General features: G+C 61.0%; 25 protein-coding genes and 1 pseudogene. 25 read left to right on the top strand and 1 reads right to left on the bottom strand.

Features of this window, described 5'->3' with window-relative positions:
* Positions 1-79 precede the first annotated feature (79 nt).
* Both AWT75_RS21030 and AWT75_RS18185 read left to right on the top strand, forming a co-directional pair.
* Positions 80-193 (top strand): DUF2970 domain-containing protein, encoded by a 114-nt coding sequence (locus AWT75_RS21030; RefSeq protein ID WP_082696199.1) that lies wholly within the window; start codon positions 80-82, stop codon positions 191-193.
* Positions 194-203: 10 nt separating this feature from the next.
* The gene (locus AWT75_RS18185; protein WP_062791016.1) at positions 204-1,067 is read left to right on the top strand and encodes a cytochrome c oxidase subunit 3; all 864 of its coding nucleotides are present in this window, start codon (positions 204-206) and stop codon (positions 1,065-1,067) included.
* A gap of 7 nt (positions 1,068-1,074) precedes the next feature.
* Here the strand turns inward: AWT75_RS18185 and AWT75_RS18190 are convergent, their stop codons facing one another.
* Positions 1,075-1,275, bottom strand: coding sequence for a DUF2909 domain-containing protein (locus tag AWT75_RS18190; protein ID WP_062791018.1), 201 nt, complete (start codon positions 1,273-1,275; stop codon positions 1,075-1,077).
* Positions 1,276-1,363: 88 nt separating this feature from the next.
* Here AWT75_RS18190 and AWT75_RS18195 point away from each other — a divergent pair, with 88 nt between their 5' ends.
* The 23 genes and pseudogenes from AWT75_RS18195 to AWT75_RS18305 form a co-directional block, all read left to right on the top strand.
* Positions 1,364-1,966, top strand: a complete 603-nt coding sequence (locus AWT75_RS18195) for an SURF1 family cytochrome oxidase biogenesis protein (RefSeq protein ID WP_239689650.1) — start codon at positions 1,364-1,366, stop codon at positions 1,964-1,966.
* Positions 1,963-2,457, top strand: coding sequence for a hypothetical protein (locus AWT75_RS18200; protein WP_153013379.1), 495 nt, complete (start codon positions 1,963-1,965; stop codon positions 2,455-2,457). Before AWT75_RS18195 ends, AWT75_RS18200 begins: the two co-directional genes overlap by 4 nt.
* A gap of 49 nt (positions 2,458-2,506) precedes the next feature.
* Positions 2,507-3,538 (top strand): COX15/CtaA family protein, encoded by a 1,032-nt coding sequence (locus AWT75_RS18205; protein WP_062791022.1) that lies wholly within the window; start codon positions 2,507-2,509, stop codon positions 3,536-3,538.
* Between the two features lie 151 nt (positions 3,539-3,689).
* Entirely contained in the window at positions 3,690-4,280 is a 591-nt protein-coding gene (locus AWT75_RS18210) for an SCO family protein (RefSeq protein WP_239689651.1), read from the top strand.
* Positions 4,281-4,327: 47 nt separating this feature from the next.
* Complete coding sequence (locus AWT75_RS18215; RefSeq protein WP_231588817.1) at positions 4,328-5,092, top strand: flagellar brake protein; 765 nt, start codon at positions 4,328-4,330, stop codon at positions 5,090-5,092.
* A 40-nt stretch (positions 5,093-5,132) separates the two neighbouring features.
* A complete protein-coding gene (hisG, locus tag AWT75_RS18220; RefSeq protein WP_045845855.1) occupies positions 5,133-5,774 on the top strand; it encodes an ATP phosphoribosyltransferase in 642 nt (213 codons plus the stop codon).
* Between the two features lie 17 nt (positions 5,775-5,791).
* A pseudogene (gene hisD / locus AWT75_RS18225) lies at positions 5,792-7,083 on the top strand (histidinol dehydrogenase).
* A 253-nt stretch (positions 7,084-7,336) separates the two neighbouring features.
* On the top strand, positions 7,337-8,407 hold the full coding sequence (gene hisC / locus AWT75_RS18230; protein WP_062791024.1) for a histidinol-phosphate transaminase: 1,071 nt from the start codon (positions 7,337-7,339) through the stop codon (positions 8,405-8,407).
* Positions 8,408-8,411: 4 nt separating this feature from the next.
* On the top strand, positions 8,412-9,005 hold the full coding sequence (hisB, locus tag AWT75_RS18235) for an imidazoleglycerol-phosphate dehydratase HisB (protein ID WP_045845854.1): 594 nt from the start codon (positions 8,412-8,414) through the stop codon (positions 9,003-9,005).
* Between the two features lie 37 nt (positions 9,006-9,042).
* Positions 9,043-9,684, top strand: coding sequence for an imidazole glycerol phosphate synthase subunit HisH (gene hisH / locus AWT75_RS18240; RefSeq protein ID WP_062791039.1), 642 nt, complete (start codon positions 9,043-9,045; stop codon positions 9,682-9,684).
* Between the two features lie 19 nt (positions 9,685-9,703).
* Positions 9,704-10,447 carry a 1-(5-phosphoribosyl)-5-[(5-phosphoribosylamino)methylideneamino]imidazole-4-carboxamide isomerase gene (gene hisA / locus AWT75_RS18245; protein WP_045845766.1) on the top strand — a complete coding sequence of 248 codons (744 nt, stop codon included), beginning with the start codon at positions 9,704-9,706 and terminating at the stop codon, positions 10,445-10,447.
* Between the two features lie 243 nt (positions 10,448-10,690).
* On the top strand, positions 10,691-11,458 hold the full coding sequence (gene hisF / locus AWT75_RS18250; protein ID WP_045845852.1) for an imidazole glycerol phosphate synthase subunit HisF: 768 nt from the start codon (positions 10,691-10,693) through the stop codon (positions 11,456-11,458).
* On the top strand, positions 11,455-11,847 hold the full coding sequence (hisI, locus tag AWT75_RS18255; RefSeq protein WP_045845765.1) for a phosphoribosyl-AMP cyclohydrolase: 393 nt from the start codon (positions 11,455-11,457) through the stop codon (positions 11,845-11,847). Before hisF ends, hisI begins: the two co-directional genes overlap by 4 nt.
* A gap of 125 nt (positions 11,848-11,972) precedes the next feature.
* Entirely contained in the window at positions 11,973-12,293 is a 321-nt protein-coding gene (locus tag AWT75_RS18260; protein WP_082086335.1) for a phosphoribosyl-ATP diphosphatase, read from the top strand.
* Between the two features lie 20 nt (positions 12,294-12,313).
* Positions 12,314-12,637, top strand: coding sequence for a histidine triad nucleotide-binding protein (locus AWT75_RS18265; RefSeq protein WP_045845763.1), 324 nt, complete (start codon positions 12,314-12,316; stop codon positions 12,635-12,637).
* 58 nt (positions 12,638-12,695) lie between these two features.
* The gene (tatA, locus tag AWT75_RS18270; RefSeq protein ID WP_045845762.1) at positions 12,696-12,899 is read left to right on the top strand and encodes a Sec-independent protein translocase subunit TatA; all 204 of its coding nucleotides are present in this window, start codon (positions 12,696-12,698) and stop codon (positions 12,897-12,899) included.
* Positions 12,900-12,914: 15 nt separating this feature from the next.
* Positions 12,915-13,424: a Sec-independent protein translocase protein TatB gene (tatB, locus tag AWT75_RS23625; RefSeq protein WP_062791026.1), complete on the top strand. Its 510-nt coding sequence runs from the start codon at positions 12,915-12,917 to the stop codon at positions 13,422-13,424.
* Positions 13,421-14,164, top strand: coding sequence for a twin-arginine translocase subunit TatC (gene tatC / locus AWT75_RS18280; protein WP_062791028.1), 744 nt, complete (start codon positions 13,421-13,423; stop codon positions 14,162-14,164). The genes tatB and tatC overlap by 4 nt, the downstream gene beginning before the upstream one ends.
* Complete coding sequence (locus tag AWT75_RS18285; protein ID WP_045845759.1) at positions 14,161-14,508, top strand: DUF2069 domain-containing protein; 348 nt, start codon at positions 14,161-14,163, stop codon at positions 14,506-14,508. The genes tatC and AWT75_RS18285 overlap by 4 nt, the downstream gene beginning before the upstream one ends.
* A gap of 232 nt (positions 14,509-14,740) precedes the next feature.
* Positions 14,741-16,909: a type I secretion system permease/ATPase gene (locus tag AWT75_RS18290; RefSeq protein WP_062791030.1), complete on the top strand. Its 2,169-nt coding sequence runs from the start codon at positions 14,741-14,743 to the stop codon at positions 16,907-16,909.
* Positions 16,909-18,318, top strand: a complete 1,410-nt coding sequence (locus tag AWT75_RS18295; RefSeq protein WP_062791032.1) for an HlyD family type I secretion periplasmic adaptor subunit — start codon at positions 16,909-16,911, stop codon at positions 18,316-18,318. The genes AWT75_RS18290 and AWT75_RS18295 overlap by 1 nt, the downstream gene beginning before the upstream one ends.
* Complete coding sequence (locus AWT75_RS18300) at positions 18,315-18,923, top strand: helix-turn-helix transcriptional regulator (protein WP_062791034.1); 609 nt, start codon at positions 18,315-18,317, stop codon at positions 18,921-18,923. Before AWT75_RS18295 ends, AWT75_RS18300 begins: the two co-directional genes overlap by 4 nt.
* 177 nt (positions 18,924-19,100) lie before the next feature.
* On the top strand, positions 19,101-21,974 hold a 2,874-nt coding region (locus tag AWT75_RS18305; RefSeq protein ID WP_153013380.1), incomplete at its 3' end, for a retention module-containing protein.

A 21,974-nucleotide genomic window follows, 5' to 3' on the forward strand; every position in this document is an offset into this window, starting at 1 on the left:
TTGCTGCTGGCTGGCTGCAGCAGCTGGCTGCAAAGCGGCAAGGACTTGCTGCAATCCTGGTCGGCTCCGGCCAAACCCCATGCGCCATCCGAGGCGTCCTGGGCGACCGTGGCAGCTGATCATCACCGCACTGTTGCTGGTACTGATGCTGATTGGCTTGCTGCTGGCGCTGGCGCGCTGGATAGGTGCTTGAGGAGAGGGCAATGGAGCATCCCGAACAACCGCTGGCCGGGCCGTATTTCGTACCGGCACCATCCCGCTGGCCGGCGCTGGGCGCGCTGGCATTGTTCTGTCTCGGGCTGGGTGCGGCGCTGGCCGTCAATGCCGTGGCGTGGGGTGGCGGGCTGTTGCTGCTCGGCGCGCTATGCCTGTTGTGGATGCTGGTCGGCTGGTTTGGTGACGTGATAGGCGAAAACCAGCAAGGCTGTTACCGGCAGCAGGAGGACCTGTCGTTTCGCTGGGGCATGGGCTGGTTCATTTTTTCCGAAGTCATGCTGTTTGCCGCGTGTTTTGGCGTGCTGTTCTGGCTGCGGCTGGTGGCGCTGCCCACGCTGGGCGGCCTGGATTACAAATGGCTGTACCCGGATTTTTCCCCCAGCTGGCCCTTGCAGACCGCACCGCAGGCCACGCAAGCTTACCTGGCGATGGAGGCCTGGGGCCTGCCCGCGTTCAATACCCTGATTCTGCTGACATCGGGTGCCACGCTGACCTGGGCGCACTGGGGCCTGCTGCAAGGGAGGCGGCAGCAGTTACAAGCCGGTTTGCTTTGTACTTTCAGCCTGGGTGGCTTGTTCCTGTTGTTGCAGGCCTTCGAATACCACCACGCCTGGACGGCCTGGCGGCTTACCTTGTCGGCCGGGGCCTACGGCATGACCTTCTATCTGCTCACCGGCCTGCATGGCCTGCATGTGCTGCTGGGCAGCCTGATCTTGCTGGTGGTATGGCGGCGGGTACGGCGTGGACATTTTGACCGCCAGCACCATTTCGCCTTCGAAGCGGCGGCCTGGTACTGGCATTTTGTCGATGTGGTGTGGCTGTTGCTGTTTGTGCTGGTGTATTGCCTATGAGCCGGACTCAACCCGCCTGCTGCGGCCGCCACCAGCCAAACAGTGCGCCCAGCAGCAGCAACATGAACAGGCCGATGGACAGGCCTACCCGCAAGGTCAGCGAGCGGATCAGCCGTTGCGACCCCGATTCCGCCTTCAGCAGGCCGGACAGCCCCCAGAACAGCGCCAGCACGATACAAGCCAGCAAGAACAGGATGATGATTTTCATGGCGGAATCCCCCGGTACTGCCCGGACAGCGAATACATGTATTCAGTCTAGTGGCAAAAATCGCGGTCGTGGGTTTCTGTTGTTATGCGTGTTGTTACCTTTTGTACTGGCGCTGTGGCAATGGCAGCGCGGCATGGACAAATTGGGGCTGGAACAGGCACTGGCCACGCGACAGGCAGCGCCGCCGGCCCGCATGCTGCCGTCGACCGGGATGGCAGATCTGGCGCGCTACCGGTTGCAGGGCGTCCGTGCCGCCGGGCTGCCCATCCGGCTGGCCAACAGTCTCTTGGAGGGCATGCCGGGCCAGCGTGTGCTGCAGCCACTGCGGTTGGCCGATGGCAGCCTGATTCTGGCCGATCTTGGCTGGCGTGCAGCTAACAGCCCCTTGCCGGATCTGTCCTTGCCGGCGCAGTTGCCCGGCCAGTGGTGGCCCTGGCATGGGCGCTGGACCTTGCCGGCAGCCCGGCTGGGTACGGCAGGTGAAGTCGATGCGGTGGACATGGCGGCCCTGATACGGCGCTATCCGGGCCACTGGCATGCCGGTGTCTTCATCGCCCAGCCGCCCTTGTCCGGCCTGCAGCCATGGCCGTTGTTGCCACCCTTGTCTGCCCAGCGCCATTTCGCCTATGCCGTGCAGTGGCTGTTGCTGGGGCTTTGCCTGCTGTGGCGCTGGCGGCGGAGTGGGGCATGACAGCGCGTCGCGTCCTGTTGCTGATGCTGCTGTTATGCCTGCTGCCCCCGCTGGCCGCATGGGTCAGTTATCACTGGTGGCAGCCTGAGGCAGGCAAAAGCTATGGCCGCTTGCTGCCCTTGCAAGCCTTGGCAATTGCCGGGCATGCCACCTGGCCGCAGGGAAGGTGGGTATTGGTGACGCAGCAGGGTGCCGGTGCTTGTGAACAGGCTTGCCAGCAGCGTTTGCATGCCATGCGGCAGATTCATCTGGCGCTGGGCGAGGCGGCACCGCGCTTGCGCCGGGTGGTGTTGTATCAGCCACCGGCCAGTCCGGCACAGGGTGATGGCCTGCTGGCACTGCCTGGCGAAGTTGCCGGCGCGCAGGAGCCCGGCTTTTACCTGATCGACCCGCAAGGACGGCAACTGCTGTTTTATGCCGACACGCTCAGCCCGCCCGCCATCATCCGCGAGCTGGCCATGCTGTTCGCGGGTGAATACGGACTGGGGTGAGCCTGGCCCGGCAGCATCTTGCCGACGGCAGGACAATAAGGAGACTGCAATGCGAAAGCTGCTCTGGCTGGCGGTGGTGCTGGCCTGCATCCTGTTGCCGCTGGGTGCTTATGTCCGCTTGTCGCAGGCGGGGCTGGGCTGCCCGGACTGGCCCGGCTGCTTTGGCCAGCTCTCCCCGGCACAGGCGGCGCAGGACATTGCCCATGCCATGCGCTTGCAGGCGGACGGCCCGGTGAGCACGGACAAGGCGTGGAAGGAAATGGCGCATCGCTATCTGGCCGGTGGGCTGGGCCTGTTGCTGCTGGCGTATTGCTGGCAGGCCTGGCGCACCCGTCAGCAGCTGTTTGCGGCCAGCGGACTGTTGGTCTTGCTGCTGTTGCAGGCCATGCTGGGCATGTTGACCGTGACCCTGCAATTGCGCCCGCTGATTGTCGCCAGCCATCTGTTGCTGGGCATGTGTCTGTTTGCCTTGCTGTGCAGCACGGCCAGCGCACGTTACTGGCCGTCACAGGCGGTGGCACCGTCTCACTGGCGGCTGGCGGCCTTGCTGCTGCTGGTGCTGGCCGGGCAAATAGCCCTCGGCGGCTGGATGGCGGCCAATCAGGCCGCGCTGGCCTGCCAGGGGTTTCCACGCTGCAACGGTGACTGGTGGCCCGCCATGCAGTTGTCGGCAGCCTGGCCGGGCTGGCAGGGTGCCGATCAGCAGCATGCGACGCTCCCCCTGACTGCCCTGGTGGCGGTGCACTGGTTGCATCGTGTGGGCGCTGCGTTGTTGTCTGGCCTGCTGCTGCTGACGCTATGGCGTTTGTGGTCTTACCCGTCCTTGCGTCGTCAGCTGTGCCTGCTCGGTTTGCTGGCTGGTTTGCAGCTATTGCTGGGCATGGCCAATGTCCTGTTGCAACGCCCGCTGCCCATTGCGCTGGCCCATCATGTGCTGGCGATGTTGCTGCTGGCTACGGTGTGGACCCTGCTGTGCCGCCTGCACGCCCGCGCCGCGCGGCACGTGTCTGCCATGGTGCAACAGGCAGGCCGTCGGCCATCCACCTGGCTGGGGAAGGGCATTGGTCCGCATCCGCACTGAATGGCGCTGGCATGAGGCAGTCGCCAGCCGTGGCATTGCTGTGGCGAGTTTCTTGCTGTACCGGTGCTTCGCCAGTATCCTGACAGGCTGTTACATGGCCGGGCCTGCCGCCCTGCCGACTCAATTCCATCTGTCTGCTAGTGGTTACCTGATGCGTTTTCTGTTGCGATTTTTCATGCTTGCCAGCCTGCTGCTGGCCATGGCGGCCTGCGCTCCCAAGGCGGAAGTGAAACTGGACCTCAAGGGTACCGACATGAGTGGCACCCAGCTGGGTGGCGACTTCAGTCTGACCGATCATCAAGGCAAGCCGCGCAAGCTGTCCGACTATGCCGGCAAGGTGGTTGCCTTGTTCTTTGGCTATACCCATTGCCCCGATGTCTGCCCCACCACCATGCTGGAATACGCAACGGTGATGAAAAAGCTGGGCGCGGATGCCGACAAGGTGCAGGTGCTGTTTGTTACGGTTGACCCGGAGCGTGATACCGGTGCGGTGCTGGCGGGCTATGTGCCGCACTTTGATCCGCGCTTTGTCGGCCTGAGCGGCACGCCGGCGCAGATCGACGCCGTCAAGTCGGCTTACAAGGTGGTGGCGCAAAAGGTGGCCGGAGCCGATGGCGCGTATACCGTGGATCACAGTGCCGGCTCCTATCTGTTCGACAAGAGCGGCAAATTGCGTGTTTATGAGGCCTACGGAACACCGGCAGACAGCCTGACCCATGATATTCGTCAGCTGTTACGCTAGAATTCAGCCAATGATTCAACTTTAAATCGCGGAAAGAAGCATCCATCGTGAGCCAAGACAATACCGCCGGCATGCCGCATGGCGACCACGCCCAACCCGATCTGTCCAGGTACACACTGGCCACGCCGGTTGAGGTGGTCCACCATCTGGCCTCCATTGCCAAGTCGGGTCATATGGTCACGGTGTTTTCCAACAAGGGCAAAACCTTCATCCTCACCCGCTTTCTGGAGGTGGATGCCAAGCGTGGCGTGCTGCTGCTGGACTGGGGTGCGGACCCGGTCACCAACGATCAGCTGCTGGCCAGCGAGCGCAATGTCTTTGTCTGCTCGCCCGAAGGGGTGAAAACCCAGTTTGTCACCACGGCTGCCCGCAAGGTGATGCTCGATAGCGGCCCGGCCTTCGAGGTGGACCTGCCGGAGCAGGTCATCAAATTGCAGCGCCGCGAATTTTTCCGCATCCAGACGCCGGTGAGCAATCCGGTCAGCTGCCATATTGCCGATTATCCCAACCGCCCACTCGACCTGGTGCTGTTCGACATCAGCCTGGGGGGGTGCAGCCTGTGGTTGCCGGCGGCGCAAACGCCGGGTTTCGAGCTGGGGCAGCAATATCTGGATTGCAGTTTTGAACTGAGGCCGATTGGCAGCCTGCGGGCTGGCATCGAAGTGCGACACCACCTGACCACCCGTTTGCGTAACGGCAACGACGCAGTGCGTGTCGGCTGTGCTTTCCTGAAAATGACTCCGTCGTCGGAAACGCTGGTGCAGCGTTATGTCGGCCATCTGGAACGCGAACGCCGCGCGCTGGTTGGCTGATGGTCATCCCATTTTTCATTTCCATTGTCTGTTTATCATCATGACCCTGACCATTGCCCTGTCCAAGGGGCGCATCTTTGAAGAAACCCTGCCCCTGCTGGCCGCTGCCGGCATTGTTCCGGCGGAAGATCCGGAATCCTCGCGCAAGCTCATCATCGGCACCAATCATGCCGATGTACGGCTGGTGATTGTAAGAGCGTCGGACGTCCCCACCTATGTCCAGTACGGCGCAGCCGATCTGGGCATTGCCGGTCGCGACGTGCTGATCGAACACGGCGGCGACGGCTTGTATCAGCCGCTGGACCTGAACATTGCCAAGTGCAAGATGATGGTGGCGGTGGAAAACGGCTTTGACTACCAGAATGCCGTGCGCCAGGGCGCACGCCTGAAAGTGGCCACCAAATACCCGAAAATCGCCCGAGAACACTTTGCTGCCAAGGGCGTGCATGTGGACATCATCAAGCTGTACGGCTCGATGGAACTGGCTCCGCTGGTAGGGCTGGCCGACGCCATCGTCGATCTGGTATCCACCGGCGGTACGCTGCGCGCCAACAATCTGGTGGCGGTGGAACACATCATCGACATCAGCTCGCGCATGGTGGTGAACCAGGCTGCGCTCAAGCTCAAATACGACCGCATCCAGCCGGTGCTGGATGCCTTTGCCTCTGCCGTGCCGGCATAAGGCGGAAACGGGATCCCATGCTGAAACTGTCTTCGACCCAAGCTGATTTCCAGCAGCAACTGCAAGCACTGCTGGCCTTTGAAACCGCGCAGGACCCGGCAGTGGACAGCGCCGTGGCCGCCATCTGTGATGACGTCAAGGCGCGCGGTGACGCAGCGGTACTTGAATACACCAACCGCTTCGACCGCATGCAGGCCGCTTCCATGGCCGAGCTCACCCTGTCGCGTGAGCAGCTGGAAGCTGCCTGGCAGCGTCTGCCCGCCGAAGTGCAACAGGCCCTGAGCGGCGCTGCCGAACGCGTACGCCGCTACCACGAGAAACAGCTGGCCCATTCCTGGAGCTACGAGGACGAAGACGGCACCCTGCTGGGCCAGCAAGTCACCGCACTGGACCGCGTGGGCATCTACGTGCCCGGTGGCAAGGCGGCGTATCCCAGCTCGGTACTGATGAACGCCATGCCGGCCAAGGTGGCCGGTGTGGGCGAAATCATCATGGTGGTGCCTACCCCGCAAGGCGAGCGCAACGACCTGGTGCTGGCTGCTGCCTTCATCGCCGGTGTGGACAAGGTATTCACCTGTGGCGGTGCCCAGGCCGTGGCCGCGCTGGCCTATGGCACGGAAACCATCCCGCAGGTGGACAAGATTACCGGGCCGGGCAATGCCTATGTGGCCGCTGCCAAACGCCGCGTGTTCGGCGTGGTGGGCATCGACATGGTGGCCGGTCCGTCCGAAATCCTAGTGATCTGCGATGGCAACACCCCGGCCGACTGGATTGCCATGGACCTGTTCAGCCAGGCCGAGCACGACGAAATCGCCCAGGCCATCCTGCTGTGCCCGTCGGCGGAATACATTGCCGAAGTGGAAGCCAGCATTGCAAAGCTGCTGCCCACCATGCCGCGCCGCGCCATCATCGAAGCCAGCCTGGGCAACCGTGGCGCGCTGATCCAGGTGCGCGACCTGGCCGAAGCCTGCGAGATTGCCAATTACATTGCGCCGGAACATCTGGAGCTGTCGGTGGCTGACCCGGACGCAGCCTGCCGCTGCTGCGTCATGCCGGTGCCATCTTCATGGGCCGTTTCACCTCGGAAAGCCTGGGCGACTACTGTGCAGGCCCCAACCACGTGCTGCCCACCAGCCGCACCGCACGCTTTGCCAGCCCGCTGGGCGTGTACGACTTCCAGAAACGCTCCAGCCTGATTCGCGTGTCTGCCGCCGGCGCGCAGAAACTGGGCAAGATCGCCAGCGTGCTGGCGCATGGCGAAGGCCTCACCGCTCACGCCCGTGCTGCCGAGCTGCGGCTGGAATCCTGAGAAAATCCTTCAGCTGAAGACAGGGCCGGCGCGATGCCGGCCCTGTTTTTTTGTGTGCGGTGAAAATGTCGTCAAATGTCGGTTTCCCGTGCCATCATGCGGGCTGGCCACGGCGCGCAACTAGCCCAAAACAGCCGAACACGGTAGGATAGCCAGCCTGTGCGTTGTTCCGGCAGCGCCCCTTGCATACCTGAAACAGCTACACCTGAAACAGCCGGTCGCTTGTGATGACAACTGATCCGGCTCCATCATCATGACATTGACTGCCAAGCAACTGGTCCGTCCGGAAATTGCCGGAATCAAGGCCTACCACGTGGCTGATGCCAGCGGCCTCATCAAGCTGGACGCCATGGAAAACCCCTACGCGCTGCCATCTGCACTGCGCGCCGAACTGGGGCAATGCCTGGCCGACGTCGCCATCAACCGTTATCCCGATCCGCATGGCGGCGGGCTGAAGGACGAACTGAAGGCAGCGTTTGACATACCGGCATCTGCCAGTGTGCTGCTGGGCAATGGTTCGGACGAAATCATCACCCTGATTGCCCAGGCACTGGCGCGCCCCGGCGCGGTGATGCTGGCGCTGGAGCCGTCCTTCGTCATGTACCGCATGAATGCGCTGTTCTCCGGCCTGCAGTATGTCGGGGTGCCGCTCAATGTCGATTTCAGCCTGGATCTGCCGGCCCTGCTGGCGGCCATTGCCACCCATCAGCCGGCGATGGTGTTCCTGTCCTATCCCAATAATCCCACCGGCCCGCAATTTTCCCGCGAGCAGGTACTGGCTGTGCTGGATGCCGCACCGGGACTGGTGGTGGTGGATGAGGCCTACCAGGCCTTTGCCAGCGACAGCCTGATGGATCTGGCCGGTAGCCGCCCCAATCTGCTGGTGATGCGCACCCTGTCCAAGCTGGGCCTGGCCGGTTTGCGCCTGGGCTATGCCGCAGGCTGTGCCGAATGGATAGACGAGCTGGACAAGGTACGCCCGCCCTACAACATCAATGTGCTGACCCAGGCGGCAGCCCGCTTTGCGCTGCGCCATCTGGCGGTGTTCATGCAGCAGGCACAGACCCTGCGCGACGAACGCCAGCGCCTGTTGCAGGCCTTGCGTCAGTACAGCGCGTTGACTGCATTTGATTCACAGGCCAATTTTGTCACCATCCGCGTGCCGGATGCCGCAGAACTGTTTGCCTTCCTGAAGAAAAATGGCATCCTGATCAAGAACTTGCATGGCAGCCACCCGCTGCTCGACAACTGTCTGCGCCTCACCGTGGGCAGTCCGGATGAAAACACGGCCGTGCTTGCTGCACTGGCCGGCTACTTTGCCTGAAATCATGAGAACAGCCTCCGTTACCCGCAATACCCTGGAAACCCAGATCACCGTCACCCTGAACCTGGATGGTACTGGCCGCAGTCATTTCGATACCGGCGTGCCCTTTCTCGACCACATGATGGACCAGATTGCCCGCCACGGCCTGATCGACCTGGACATCGTGGCCAAGGGCGATTTGCACATTGATGCCCACCACACGGTGGAAGACATCGGCATCACGCTGGGCCAGGCCTTTGCCAAGGCCATTGGCGACAAGAAGGGCATCCGCCGTTACGGCCATGCCTACGTGCCGCTGGACGAAGCGCTCAGCCGCGTGGTGATCGACCTCTCCGGCCGTCCCGGTCTGGTGTACAACGTGGAATACACCCGCGCCAGCATCGGCCAGTTCGATGTCGACCTGTTCTCCGAGTTTTTCCATGGCTTCGTCAACCACAGCATGGTGACCCTGCATATCGACAATCTGCGCGGGGTAAACAGCCACCATCAGGCCGAAACCATCTTCAAGGCCTTTGGCCGCGCGCTGCGCATGGCCTGTGAAGTGGACGAACGCATGGGCGGTGCCACGCCGTCCACCAAGGGTACGCTGACGGCCTGAGCCGCAGCCCACCTTCATCCGAACAGTTAGGGGCATGATGAAAGTCGCAGTAATCGACTATGGCATGGGCAATCTGCACTCGGTGCTCAAGTCCATCCAGGCAGTCAACGAGCAGGGCGCGGACATTTTCCTCAGCCGCGACCCGGAAGCCATCGTCAAGGCAGACAAGGTAGTGTTTCCCGGCCAGGGTGCCATGCCGGACTGCATGCGCGAGCTCAACAGCTACGGCCTGGCCGAGGCAGTACGTGAAACCACGCAAACCAAGCCGTTTTTTGGCATTTGCGTGGGTGCACAGTTGCTTTTCCAGCACAGTGAAGAAGGCGATACGCCCGGACTTGGCCTGTTTCCGGGCAATGTGGTCCGTTTTTCGGCTAACCTGACGGACGCCGCTGGCGAGCGCCTCAAGGTGCCGCACATGGGCTGGAACCGCGTTTACCAGACAACATCCCATCCGCTGTTTGCCGGGATAGAAGATGGCGAGCGTTTCTATTTTGTCCACAGCTACCATTTCGCCCCGGCCGATGCAGCGCTGACGCTGGCGGAAAGTGAGTACCCGGACAGATTTTCCTGTATCGTCGGGCGTGGCAATATCTTTGCGACGCAGTTTCATACCGAAAAGAGCCACCGTGCCGGTCTTCAGATGATGAAGAACTTCCTGGCATGGGACGGCAGTGTTTAACTTACGTTGATCTAGCACCATGCTGCTTATACCCGCTATCGACCTCAAAGATGGTCAATGCGTACGCCTGAAACAGGGCGTCATGGACGATGCCACCGTCTTTTCCGATGACCCGGTCCAGGTGGCCGCTCACTGGCGAGACCAGGGCGCACGACGTCTGCATCTGGTGGACCTGAACGGTGCCTTTGCCGGCAAACCCAAGAACCTGAATGTCATCCGCTCCATCCTGCAGGAAGTGGGCGACGACATGCCGGTGCAACTGGGTGGCGGCATCCGCGACCTGGACACCATCGAAAAATACCTCGACATGGGCCTGTCCTACGTCATCATCGGTACCGCCGCGGTGAAAACTCCCGGCTTCCTGCATGATGCCTGCGATGCCTTCCCCGGTCAGGTGATTGTCGGTCTGGATGCCAAGGATGGCATGGTGGCCATTGATGGCTGGGCCAAGATCACCAATCACAATGTGATCGACCTGGCCAAGCGCTTCCAGGATTACGGCGTCAATTCGGTGATCTATACCGACATCGGCCGTGACGGCATGATGAACGGCGTCAATATCGAAGCCACCGTCAAGCTGGCCCAGGCACTGACCATTCCGGTGATTGCCTCCGGCGGCCTGACCAACCTCGACGACGTACGCAATCTGTGCGCCGTGGAAGACGAGGGCATCGAAGGTGCCATCACCGGCCGTGCCATCTACGAAGGCAGCATCGACTTTGCTGCTGCGCAGACGCTGGCTGACGAATTGTCCGAGGCCTGATCCGGCTTTAATCCCCGGTTTGGCAAGGCTGTTGCCAAACCGGATCTCGCCTTCTGCCAAGAAGGCGAGGCACCCTTCCCGATCAGGGAAGGGCGGGGGGATGGGAATCGACAGGAAGGCTGTGGAATCAGCTACTGCGGTGGAGCGGCCCGGCTTGGCCGGGGCCGGTAACATCGGATCCAATTACTTTGTCAACAGCCTGTGGCCGAAGACGCTTCGGCCAAATTTTTTTGTGTTGCGAACATGACTCTGGCCAAACGCATTATCCCCTGCCTGGACGTGACTGCCGGTCGCGTCGTCAAGGGCGTCAACTTTGTCGGCCTGCGCGATGCCGGCGACCCGGTGGAAATCGCCCGTCGCTACAACGAACAGGGTGCCGACGAGCTTACCTTTCTGGACATTACCGCCAGCTCTGACGACCGTGACCTGATCCTGCATGTGATCGAATCGGTGGCCGAACAGGTATTCATCCCGCTGACCGTGGGTGGTGGCGTGCGCAAGGTGGAAGACATCCGTCGTCTGCTCAACGCCGGTGCCGACAAGGTCAGCATCAATACCGCTGCGGTGACCAACCCCGAACTGGTGCGCGAAGCCGCCGCCAAGTTCGGCAGCCAGTGCATCGTGGTGGCAGTGGACGCCAAGGCCGTCACCCCGGAAAACGACCGCTGGGAAGTGTTTACCCATGGCGGGCGCAACCGTACCGGCATCGACGCCGTGGAATGGGCGCAAAAGATGCAGGAATACGGTGCCGGTGAAATCCTGCTCACCAGCATGGACCGCGACGGCACCAAGATCGGCTTCAACCTGCCGCTGACCCGTGCCGTGTCCGAAGGCGTCGGCATTCCGGTGATTGCCTCCGGTGGCGTAGGCAATCTGCAGCATCTGGTGGATGGCGTGAAGCTGGGCAAGGCCGATGCCGTGCTGGCTGCCAGCATCTTCCACTTCAGCGAATACACGGTGCGCGAGGCCAAGGAAGCCATGCGTGACGCAGGCATCGAGGTGCGGCTATGAGCAACTGGCTGGACGAAGTGAAGTGGGACGCCCAGGGCCTGGTGACCGCCATTGCCCAGGACAGTGCTACCGGCCGCGTGCTGATGGTGGCCTGGATGAACCGCGAAAGCCTGCAACTGACGGCCGATACCGGCATTGCCCACTACTGGAGCCGCTCGCGCCAGAAGCTGTGGAAAAAGGGTGAGGAATCCGGCCATCTGCAAACCGTGGACGAACTGCGGCTTGATTGCGATGGTGATGTCATCGTGATGCAGATCCGCCAGGCCGGTGGCATTGCCTGCCATACCGGTCGCGAAAGCTGCTTCTACCGCCGTTTTGAAAACGGTGGCTGGACCATCGTGGACGCCGTACTCAAAGACCCGGACGCCATTTACCAGCACAAGCATTGAGTTGCGCCGTGTCAAACAGCTGCCATCCGCAGCCGTTACAATGACAAGCCGCCTCCGGGCGCTAACGGCCGATGCGTGAATCGGCCTATACTTGCCGAATTCCCAGTATGCAAAGGTGAAGCATCATGACCTTCGATGTGCTCAAGACTGTAGCCGACACCCTGGAAGCCCGCCGCGAGGCGAGCCCCCAGTCCTCCTATGTGGCCTCCCTGTTTCACAAGGGTGAAGACGCCATTCTGAAAAAAGTGGCAGAAGAGGCGGCAGAAACCATCATGGCCTCCAAGGACAAGGACAAGCTGCATCTGGTGCGTGAAGTAGCCGACCTGTGGTTCCACTCCATGGTGCTGCTGGCTTATCATGGCCTGCGTCCGGAAGACGTGCTGATGGAGCTGCATCGTCGTGAAGGCATTTCCGGCATCGACGAAAAAGCCTCCCGCCCCTCCTGAACCGCTGACAGGACCATGCTATGAGTGACTGCATTTTCTGCAAGATTGCCGCAGGGGAGATTCCCTGCAACAAGGTATACGAAGACGACGAAGTGCTGGCTTTCCATGACATCCGTCCGCTGGCTCCGGTTCATTTCCTGATCATTCCCAAGCTGCACGTGGCCTCGCTGGCCGAGTGCGGCCCGGAGCACGAAGCCCTGCTGGGCCGCATCATGGGCCTGGTGCCGCGTCTGGCTGCCGAGCAGGGCCTGGCGGCCGGCTTCAAGACCGGCATCAATACCGGTCATGGTGGCGGCCAGGAAGTGTTCCACCTGCATGTGCATGTATTCGGCCACAAGGGCTGATGGTGTAAACGGCGTATCCGGCCAAGGGTGCGCCTGATCATTTTGAAAGGAAGTTGCAATGGGTTCTTTCAGTATCTGGCACTGGCTGATTGTGCTGTTGATCGTGGTGCTGGTGTTTGGCACCAAAAAACTGAAAAACGTGGGTGAAGACCTGGGCGGCGCCGTGCGTGGCTTCAAGGAAGGCATGAAGGGCGAGAACGAAAAGGCCGACAAGCCTGCCGAAACCGGCCGGATCATCGACAACGAATCCGACAAGAAATAAACCACAGGCCGCATCGTGTTCGATATCAGCTTTGGTGAAATCCTCCTGATCGGCATCGTGGCACTGGTGGTGCTGGGGCCGGAGCGCCTGCCCACCGTTGCCCGCACCCTGGGTGCGCTGGTGGCGCGTGCCCAGCGCTTTGTTGCCAGCGTCAAGGCCGACATCCATCAGCAGGCCAATCTGAGCGGCCTGGATGGCCTGCGCAACGATATCCAGGATGCGGCCAGCAGTTTCAAGGCGCAGATGGAGGCGGAAGTGCAGGGCGTACGGCAGGAAATGGCTGCCCAGTCCGCCCAGCTGCAGCAACTGTCCAGCGAGGCCAAGGCACCGCTGGAAGAGGCCGCCCGCACCATTCATGGCGGGCTGGATTTGCAGGCAGCGGCACCTGCCGCTGTGGTATCCACCGTGGTGGAGGAAAAGTCCGCGCCGGAAGCCCCGCCACGCGACGAAAACCAGCTGGACCTGTTTGATGACATGCCGCCAGCGTCCGGCCAGACTTCCACCCCATCCCATCCTCACGCATGAACGAACAACCTTTGCTTGTCCATCTGCTGGAATTGCGCACGCGGCTGGTACGCGCCATTCTGGGCCTGATGCTGGTGTTTCTCGGCCTGTTCCACTGGTCTGGCGATATCTATCATTTGCTGGCCAAACCCTTGCTGGACGCGCTGCCCAATGGCGGCAGCATGATTGCCACCGAGGTGACCGCCACCTTCTTCGTGCCGATGAAGCTCACCATGCTGGTGGCCTTCCTCATTTCGCTGCCCAACACCCTGTACCAGGTGTGGGCCTTTGTCGCACCGGGGCTGTACAGCCACGAGAAAAAACTGATCCTGCCGCTGGTGGTGGCCAGCGTGCTGCTGTTCTTGCTGGGGATGGCGTTTGCCTATTTCCTGGTGTTCCCGGTGGCCTTTCACTTTTTCTCCATGATGACGCCCAGCGGGGTGAGCATGATGACCGACATCGACAAATACCTGTCGTTTGTCATGGGCATGTTCATCGCCTTTGGCGTGACCTTTGAAGTGCCCATCATCGTGATCGTGCTGGTGCGCATGGGGGTGATTTCCATTGCGCAGCTACGCGAAGCACGGCCTTATGTGATTGTCGGTGCCTTCGTGGTGGCAGCGGTGGTCACGCCGCCGGATGTGTTGTCGCAAACCATGCTGGCCGTACCGCTGTGGTTGCTGTACGAAGTAGGCATCATCATGGCGGTATTCATGGCGCGCCCCGGTCGTGCCGTGAGGGTTGGAAGTCAGGAAAAATGAACCGAAAACTGTTTCACTATGGCGCGGCTGCCAGTCTGGTCGCCCTGATTCTGCTGACCCTGGCCTGGGAGCTGTGGCTGGCCCCGGTACGACCGGGCGGCTCGTTTCTGGCGCTCAAGGCTGTCATCCTGCTGGCACCGCTGATGGGCATTCTCAAGGAGCGCCTGTATACCTACCAGTGGTCCAGCATGTTCATTCTGGCCTTCTTTACCGAGGGCATCATGCGCAGCTGGGGGGATAGCGGCCTGTCGCAAACCCTGGCCTTGTGGGAAGTGGCAATCAGCGTGGTGTTCTTTGGCTGCGTGCTGGGTTTTGCCCGCACTTTCAAGCGCAAACCGGCCTGAATTGTTTTGCCGGAAGTTGTTATACAAAACCTGCCATTGGCAGGTTTTGTTTTTTCTTTGGTAATCCCAAGCAAACGCGCAAAATCCTGCACAAATTCTGCTTGTATTTTAAAGTAAAAATTTTAACTGATCTTAACATCTTGTCGGCTTTGAAGCTTCGATTAGAATATCGTCATTAATGAAGAGTCGCGTATTTCAGACTCATCACATTCAAGCTTCTGAAGGGTCGCGCATGCACTCTCCGTCCTCTGCCGGACAACATGGTTTCATTCCTCCGCAGGCTACACATCTGGACCCCTTGCTGGATTGTCTTTTTGCCCTGGCGCGTTCGTATGGCATCAATGCCACCCGCGAATCGCTGGTGGCAGGCATTCCACTCACCAATAACCGTTTGAATCCGTCCATGTTTTCACGGTCGGCGCGGCGCATCGGCCTGACCTCCCGCGTGGTACGCCAACCGCTGGACAAGCTGCGCGACGCGCTGCTGCCCGCCGTGTTGCTGCTGGATGGCGAAGAAGCCTGCATTCTGCGCGCCATCGACCCGGAAAGCGGCATGGCACGGGTGAGCTTCTCCGAGCTGACCGAATCCGAAGTGAGCATTTCGCTGGAAGAACTGGCCGGCAAATACCTGGGGCTGGCCATCTTTGTCCGCCCGCGCTTCAATTTTGAACGCCGTGCGCCGGAGCTGGGTGAAATCCGCTCGCGCCACTGGTTCTGGCAAACCGTTTACGGTGGCCTGCCGCTGTATCGCGACGCCATGATTGCCGCCTTGCTGATTAACCTGTTTGCGCTGGTGATTCCGCTGGTGTCGATGAATGTGTACGACCGGGTGGTGCCCAATATGGCAACCGAGACACTGTGGGTGCTGGCCATTGGCGGCTTGCTGGCCCTGGTGTTCGACTTTTTGCTGAAGATGACGCGCGCCTATCTGATCGACCTGGCCAGCAAACGGGTGGATGTGACGCTGTCCAGCCTGATCATGGAGCGGGTGCTGGGCATCCGCATGGAAGCCCGGCCAGCCTCGGTGGGGGCGTTTTCCTCCAATCTGCGGGCTTTTGAAACCGTACGCGACTTCATTGCCTCGGCCTCCATCACCGCCCTGATCGACCTGCCGTTCGTGCTGATCTTCCTGCTGGTGATCCTGTGGATTTCCCCGCTCCTGACCGTACCGGTGCTGGTGGGCGGCTTGCTGATGATCGTGTTTGCCCTGCTCATCCAGGAAAAGATGAAAGAGCTGACCGAGGCCACCTTGCGTGCCTCGGCCCAGCGCAATGCCCAGCTGGTGGAAAACCTGGCCGCGCTGGAAACCATCAAGATCCTGGCGGCCGAAGGCCAGCAGCAGGGGCGCTGGGAGCAGGGCACGCTGTTTCTGGCCCAGGTAGGGGCGCGGCTGAAGCTGCTGGCCACCTCGGCCAACACCTTTGCCGGTTTCATCACCCAGCTGGTATCCATCGTGATGCTGGTGCTGGGGGTGTACCAGATCATGGATGGCAATACCTCGCAGGGTGGGGTGATTGCCGCGGTGATGCTGTCCGGCCGTGCCATGGCACCGCTAGGCCAGCTGGTGGGCTTGCTCACCCAGTATCACAACGCCAAGACGTCGCTGTCCTCGCTGGACGGCTTCATGAACATGCCGGTGGAGCGGCCGCAGGATGCCAACTTCTTCCACCGCACCAGCTTCCAGGGCGAGATCGAGTTCCGCAATGTCTCGTTCAGCTATCCGGATAATCCGCAGCAGGCGCTGCGCAATGTCTCGTTCAAGATCAAGGCTGGCGAACGGGTGGCCATCATCGGCCGGGTGGGTTCCGGCAAGTCCACGCTGCAAAAGCTGATTCTGGGCCTGTTCCAGCCAACCGAGGGTTCGGTGCGGGTGGATGGCATCGACATCAACCAGGTGGACCCGGCCGAGCTGCGCCGCCATATCGGCTATGTGCCGCAGGATGCGGTGCTGTTCTACGGCACGCTACGCCAGAACATTGCCATGGGTGCGCCGCATGCCTACGACGCCAGCGTGGCTGCCGCGGCCGAACTGGCTGGCCTGTCCGACTTCATCAACGGTCATCCGCAAGGCTTTGACATGGTGATCGGCGAGCGTGGTGATTCGCTCTCCGGCGGCCAGCGCAAGGCGGTGACCATTGCCCGTGCGCTGCTCAATGCACCGCCCATCCTGCTGATGGACGAACCCACCAGCAATATGGACCACACCACCGAAGGCCAGATCAAGCAAACCCTTGCCAAGGTGATGGCGGGCAAGACCATGATCATGGTGACCCATCACAATGCCCTGCTGGATCTGGCTGACCGCCTGATCGTGATCGACAACGGTGCCATTGTGGCTGACGGACCCAAGGCCGCCGTGATTCAGGCCTTGCAACAAGGCCAGGTGGGGAGGGCAGGCTGATGAAAAAAACATGGAAACAACGCCTGCAAGGCTGGATTCGAGGCGGACAGGGACGAACCTCGCCGTACTGGGACAAGCTGATGGACTGGGCGGCGGCGCGCGATTTGCAGGACCGCCAGGATTTTGCCACCGACGGAGACTGGGCCATTCTGGAACAGAATCCGGGCCGGCCACGCGTGTTTGTCTGGAGCATGCTGGCCTTGCTGCTGGTGGCACTGCTGTGGGCTGCCCTGTCGCAGATTGACGAAGTGGCACGTGGTGAAGGCAAGGTGGTGCCGGTATCGCAAAACCAGCATATCCAGAGCCTGGATGGCGGCGTGGTATCCAAGATTCTGGTCAAGGAAGGCCAGATCGTGCAAAAAGGCCAGCTGCTGCTGAATATCGACAACACCCGCTTTGTTTCTTCGCTGAACGAAAACCAGGCCCAGTATCTGTCCTTGCTGGCCAAGGCGGCGCGGCTGCGTGCCATTGCCAACAATGTACCGTTCGAATTGCCCAAGGAAGTGGTGCAGCAGGCGGCCGATATTGCCCGGCAGGAAACCGACCTTTACCAGACCAAGCGTCGCGAACTGGATGCCAATGTGTCCATCGCCCGGCAGGAGCTGACCCAGCGCTCGCAAGAGCTGAACGAAGTGCGTGCCAAGCTGGCCCAGGCGCAGCAAGGCTACCAGCTGACGCAGCGCGAGCTGGCGGTTACCAAGCCTTTGAAAGAGTCAGGTGCGGTATCGGATGTCGACCTGCTGCGCTTGCAGCGTGATGTATCGCGTTATCAGGGTGAACGCGACATGGCCAGTGCGCAGATTCCCAAACTGCAAGCCGCCATCAGCGAAGCCAACCACAAGATCCAGGAAGTGGAGCTGAACTTCCGCAATCAGGCCAGCGCCGAATTGTCCGAAACCATGGGCAAGATCAACAGCCTGTCCGCCGGTAGCTCCGGCCTGGCCGACAAGGTCAAGCTGTCCGAGGTGCGCTCGCCGGTGAAGGGTGAAGTCAAGCGCCTGTTCGTCAACACCATTGGCGGCGTGGTGCAGCCGGGCAAGGACATCCTGGAAATTGTCCCGCTGGAAGATTCGCTGATGATCGAAACCCGCGTGTCGCCGCGTGACATCGCCTTCCTGCGCCCCGGCCAGCGCGCCATGGTGCGTTTTACCGCTTACGACTACACCGTGTACGGCGGCATGGAAGGCAGCCTGCAGGAAATCGGTGCCGATACCGTGACCGACGACAAGGGCAATGCCTTTTACATTGTCAAGGTGCGTACCAGCCAGGGCGCATTGGGCGAGAAGCACCTGCCCATCATTCCCGGCATGGTGGCGCAGGTGGACATCATGACAGGCAAGAAGAGCATTCTTTCCTATCTGTTGAAACCGGTGTTGCGTGCCAAGGCAGAGGCCTTTACCGAACGATGAACGCTCCCGTCATCCTGATTACCGCCAGCAGCGCCCTGGCCGATGGCTGGGCCGACAGTCTGGGGCTGCAAGACGCCCTGCGTCTGCCGGACCTGGCCGCGCTCAACCGTGCCAATGTGGCGGCCGACAGTCTGGTTCTGCTGGATCTGGCGGCCACCACCCCCAGCGAGCAGGACATGCAACAGGCCTGTCAGCACTGTCGGGTATTGGCGCTGTCCTCCTTGCCGCGCGACGAAGAAGGCATGATGTGGCTGCAATATGGCGCAGCGGCCTATGCCCACGCCATGAGTACCCCCGACCTGCTGCAACAGGTATTCGATACTGTGCAGTCCGGTGGCACCTGGGTGGGGCGCAGCATCATGCAGCAACTGTGCGCCCGCTTTGGTCGCCAGCTGCCGGCCAGGACCGAAACCGACTGGCGCAGCCGCCTGTCTGCGCGCGAGCAGGACGTGGTGGCGGCGCTGCGTGAAGGCCGCTCCAACAAGGATATTGCCCGCCAGCTGGATATTTCCGAACGCACGGTCAAGGCGCACCTGACTTCGGTGTTCCAGAAGTTCGGGGTGGAGGACCGCCTGCAACTGCTGCTTAAACTCACTGCTGCCTAGTGTTGCCCCGGCCTTGCCGATCAAGCCGCTCTGTCAATCTGATAGAGCGGCTTTGTTCTTTTATGACAATACGAAATTTCTGAAAATAAGCAGGACTTTGCCCTTCGGTACAATATATTTTCTCGTCATGACTGACTAAGCTGGCCGAACTGCATATTGCGTTTTCAGGAGTCAGACATGAACACCACTGCTGTCCAAGGTCAGGTTGTTGCCGTTAACGGCGTTGCCAAAGCGATTGATGCCCAGGGGCATGAACGTATCCTCAAGGCCGGCGACATCATCCAGCCGGGTGAGCGTGTGGTGCTGCTGGATGGCGCTACCCTGTCGGTGGCCCGTGCCGACGGTGAGCTGCTGAATGTGGATGGCCCGCGCGAAATGGCGCTGACCACCGAAACCATGCAGCCGCAAACCACAGACAAGACCGAAGCTGCCGTGGCCAAGCTGGCGCCGGAAGCGCAGCAAGTGCTGGCAGCCCTGGAAAACGGTCAGGACCCCTTGGCCCAGCTTGATCCTGCAGCGGCCGGCCTGAACGGTGCCGGTGGTGCCGACGAAGGCAGCCACGGCTTTGTCCGCCTGATGCGGGTGAGCGAAGCGCTGGGCGGTGCGCTGGGTGACGGTGCCGGTGGTGCCGCCTTCAACCTGCCGACCGAACAAAACCAGGCAAGCAGCAATACCGCAGTACCGGTCAATGTCAGCATCGACAACATCAGTGCCACCAACGACGCTACGCCCACCATTCACGGTACCGGCATTCCGGGCCTCACCGTCATCGTCACCAATACCTCCGGTGCGGTAATTGGCAGTGCAGTCGTGGGCAGCGATGGTAACTGGACCATCACCCCCACTTCCCCGCTGCCGGATGGCACCGACACCCTGATTGCCACCAGCACCAATACCGCCGGTGTCACGGCCACGGCAACAGCTACCGCCATCATCGACACCACCCCGCCGGCCACCCCGACGGTCACCATCAGCGAGCACGGCACACCGGATGGCGTGATCAACGCCAGTGAGCTGGTGAATGGCAAGGTGGAAGCCACCGTCAAGCTGGATGCAGCCGACCTGGCCAAGAACGGCAGCGCCACCATCGTGGTCAACGATGGCGGCCACACCACCACCCTGGTGGTGCATGCCGATGGCAGCGTCACTGGCAGCGATGCCAGTGTGAGCGCCAGCTACAGCAATGGCACCGTTACCCTGGATATCGTCAAGCCTGCTGATGGCAGCACCGTGACCGTGAGTGCCTCCCAGACCGATGCCGTGGGCAATCATTCGGGTACCGCGACGGACGAAGCCACCCTGCATGCCACCCTGCCGACCGCCACCATCACGGTGGACAACGTCACCGCCGACAACATCCTCAATATCCGTGAGTTCTCCGGCGACATGGTCACCATCACCGGCACGGTGGGTGGCGATGCCAAGCTGGGCGACAAGGTGACGCTGGATATTGGCGGTGCGCATTACGAAACCACCGTGATCGACATCAACGGTCAGCTGGGCTTCTCCAGGGTGGTAGGTACTGGCGATTTGTCCAGCGCCACCAATATCCACGCCACGGTAAGCGTGAGCGACAGCTACAACAACACCGCCACCGCCTCGACTGACCATGCCTACTCGGTAGACCTGAAGGCTCCGACCATTGCCATTGATGCCACTCTGGCCGGTGACAATGTCGTGAACGAAGCCGAGCAGAAACAGCCGCTAACCATCAGTGGTACCACCAGTGGCGTGGAAGATGGTCAGAAGGTGGATGTCCTGCTCAACGGCGAGCACTACAGTGCCACCGTGACCAATAACAGCTGGACGGTGGATGTGCCTGCTGTGAATGTTGCCAAGCTGGCAGATGGCCAGACTTATACCATCACCGCTAATGTTCATGACCTGGCCGGTAACAGTGCGGTGCCCGCGCAGCATGGCCTGGGTGTACATGTCACGGCACCGGAAGCCACCATCTCGGTGGACAACGTCACCGCCGACAACATCCTCAACATCAATGAATTCTATGGCGATGTCGTCACCATCACCGGCACGGTGGGTGGCGATGCCAAGCTGGACGACAAGGTGACGCTGGATATTGGCGGTGCGCACTACGAAACCACCGTGATCGACATCAACGGCCAGCTGGGCTTCTCCGTTGATGTGGGTACCGGCGATCTGTCCGGTGCCACCAAAATCCACGCTACGGTAAGCGTGAGCGACACCTTCCACAACACCGCTACCGCTTCCACCGATCATGACTACCTGGTTGACCTGACATCGCCCAAGGCCAGCATCACGGTTGATCCGGTGACTGCCGACAATGTACTGAACATCCAGGAAACCAGCGGCAGCACCGTCACTGTGACCGGCACCGTTGGTGGTGACGTCAAGGTTGGCGACACGGTGACACTGACCGTGAATGGCCAAAACGCTTATGGCAATGTGCTGGATCTGGGTAACGGCAAGCTGGGCTACAGCATTGCTGTCAGCAGCGATGACCTGAAGAACGACAGCAACATCCACGCCAGCGTCACCACCAGCAGCATTGGTGGCAATCCTGGCGATGCCAGCACCAACCACAGCTATGGCCTGGACTTGCAGGCACCGACCATCAGCATTGATAGCGGCCTGGCTGGCGACGACATTGTCAATGCGGCCGAGCACAAGTTGCCGTTGACCATCAGTGGTAGTACCAGTGCCGAAGACGGCCAGACTGTTGATGTAGTGCTCAATGGTCAGCATTACAGCGCCACCGTGAGCAATGGCAGCTGGAGTACCGAAGTACCGGCTACCGATGTCGCCAAGCTGGCCGATGGCAGCAGCTACACCATTACTGCCGATGTCCGCGACAAGGCAGGTAATCCGGCAGTCGAAGCCAGCCACAAGCTGTCGGTCGATACCAGCGCCACCATCACCATCCTTGATGACGGCAGCGGCGGCGACCACATCTTCAACCAGACCGAAGCCGGCACCGTGAATGTCACCGGCACCACCAGTGGTGTGGAACCGGGCCAGGCGGTGTACGTCACCTTCACCGATGGCACCAACTCGGTAACCAGCATTGTTCTC

Source organism: Aquitalea pelogenes (assembly GCF_001515305.1).
GTDB lineage: Bacteria > Pseudomonadota > Gammaproteobacteria > Burkholderiales > Chromobacteriaceae > Aquitalea > Aquitalea pelogenes.